The 2,144-nt window shown below is 66.0% G+C and carries 1 protein-coding gene; it reads left to right on the top strand.

Annotated features, from left to right (window positions below; genetic code table 11):
* Positions 1-985 precede the first annotated feature (985 nt).
* Positions 986-2,044, top strand: a complete 1,059-nt coding sequence (locus tag WAW17_RS17415) for a hypothetical protein (RefSeq protein ID WP_422334187.1) — start codon at positions 986-988, stop codon at positions 2,042-2,044.
* The last annotated feature ends 100 nt before the right edge of the window (positions 2,045-2,144 follow it).

The following is a 2,144-nucleotide window of genomic DNA, read 5'->3' as shown; positions in this document are numbered from 1 at the left end:
AAAAGGTTCTGTGAGAAGTCCAATTCTTCCACCACGACAGGGCATTTCGCCGTTACGACACGCTCACCGACCCAACCGAATCGGTGCATCCAGGCTAAGAGAACCCCAGGTGCGCGACTCGTGATTGGCGTCCCGACGCGCACCTGGGCTTCCTTCTCACCCGCAGTGGCAAACGCGCTGCGCTCACCGTCCCGCAGGACCTCGAGTCCTGGCGGGCTATTGCTATACCCACCTGGAGGACTCGATGCATTCGAGTGCAACCTATGCACTGACACCTAATCGTACGGGTGACCTGATCCCGTTACAGGCGCCGAGGTCAGCCACACACATCACTCTCTCTCCAGAGTGCCTCGGTGCTCTATGGAACCGCCTTCGCGTCGATCAATGTCCAGGCCGCTGGCCTGGCCGAGTTTGTGCAGGCGTCACGATCCCTGGGTATCCGGCGTGCCCGCTTGGCCACTCTCAGGTTGCGACTCACCTGCGCCAGCCGTTGGTCTTCACGCCGGGAACGATCCAATTCTGAACTGACACAGTGAGATCAACCACTGCCGTTCTTCCTGCCCTGATGCTCTCGCTCCAGAGCTTGTCAGCTTGGGGCTTGTGGACAGCGTGTCCCAGAGCGGTCCGGTCAGCTAGCGCCGGGAGTCCCCTCGAAAGTTGTTGTTAATCCAATGTTTCTGCGCCTTCGGTGCGGATCGGCAGCGGTGAATGCGTCGCGCCGTGGCTTCCCTTTGAGAGAGAGCGAGCTGTCATGAGTGAATCTCGTCGACCCAGTGGCGGTCGGCACCGCCAGAAGATGGAGCGGGCAACGGTGTGGTGCGCGATCCCGGTGGCGTTGTGCTTGGCGTGCGCGGGTGTAGCGCAGGCCGCTCCGACGCAACCGGGCACCGGTGCCGGGAGCCAACCTGGGACGGGTGGCGGGAGCCAGCCTGGCACGTCTTCACCTCAGCGTGAGTATCTGGCCGGGTATCAGCCCTCGCCGGAAGTGGCAGCTTCTCCGGGCCGGTCTTACGAAGATTTCCAGAACGGGAATCAGTATGTCGAGGCACCGATCTACACGGAGCCGACCTATCCGCAGGCCTACTACGAGCCCGCCCCGTATCAGGAGCCCCACGCGGAGAATCCGGGTACGCAGTGGACTGAACCACCGGCCGATCCCGCACCGGCTCCGACTGCACCTCCAGTTCCGATGGTGCGGCGGAAGATCATCGCTCCGGTCGATGCACCGGAGGGCTACATCTTCACTGGTGTCGGGTTGATCCAGCAGCCGCCGTGGATGCCGGATGAGGACCGGGATCGGATCACGAACACGATCGCCGCGGTCCAGGCCGACGCAGGTAACACGCTGATCAATGCGGGTGTGAATGCGCCGCAAGCGGACCGTGTCGCCGGCGGCGCGATCGCCGGCGGCCTGCTTGGCGCTGGGATCGTCGGTGTCGGTCTGGCTGCGCCTGCCGCTGTTGTCGGGGCTGGTCTCGGTGCCGGTATCGGGGCTGGTATCGGTGCCGGTGTGACCGCTCCGACCGGTGGTTGGGGTGTGGGTCCGGGCGCGGCGATCGGTGCCGGAGTCGGCGCGGCCGCGCTCGGCGGGCCCGCCTTCTTGCTCGGTGCTGGGGTGGGTGGCGCCGCTGGGGCGCTGGCCGGTGCCACCGTCTTCGGTGGCCAGGACCTCATTATCGAGGAACCGGCGCCGCAGCCTGCCCCGGAGCAGGCCCCAGAAACCGCTCCGGCTCCGCCGTGGACACCTCCGCCGGTCGATACCGACGCGGTCACGGCGCAGACGGTTGCGATCGTCGAGCAGGTCGAACAGTTCCCTGGTGGCAGCGAAGTTGTCGAACAGGCAAGCGATTTCGCTGAAACGGCCCCGGCGTACGTCGAGCAGGCGGCCCCGCGGGTCCGCCAGGCGGCGCTGGCGCAGCCGGGCGGCGACCAGGTCGTTGCGGCAGTAGAGCAGGCCGGGGCGGATGCGGCGGGTGCAGCAGCACCGGTGATCGCTCAGGCAACAGCGTTCGCTGATGCCGTCGTTGCTGGCTTGAACGCCTGATCGGCACGGAAGAGGAGACCGGCATGAAGGTACTGAGCAGGATGGCCGCAACAGCGGCGGTGGCTGTGATCGGAGTCGGGGCGGCGGGGACGGCCAATGC

This window comes from Rhodococcus sp. (in: high G+C Gram-positive bacteria) (genome assembly GCF_049286785.1).
Classification (GTDB): Bacteria; Actinomycetota; Actinomycetes; order Mycobacteriales; family Mycobacteriaceae; genus Rhodococcus_F.
Note: the sequence above shows the minus strand (reverse complement) of the source record. Positions and strands in the feature narration are given on the sequence as shown.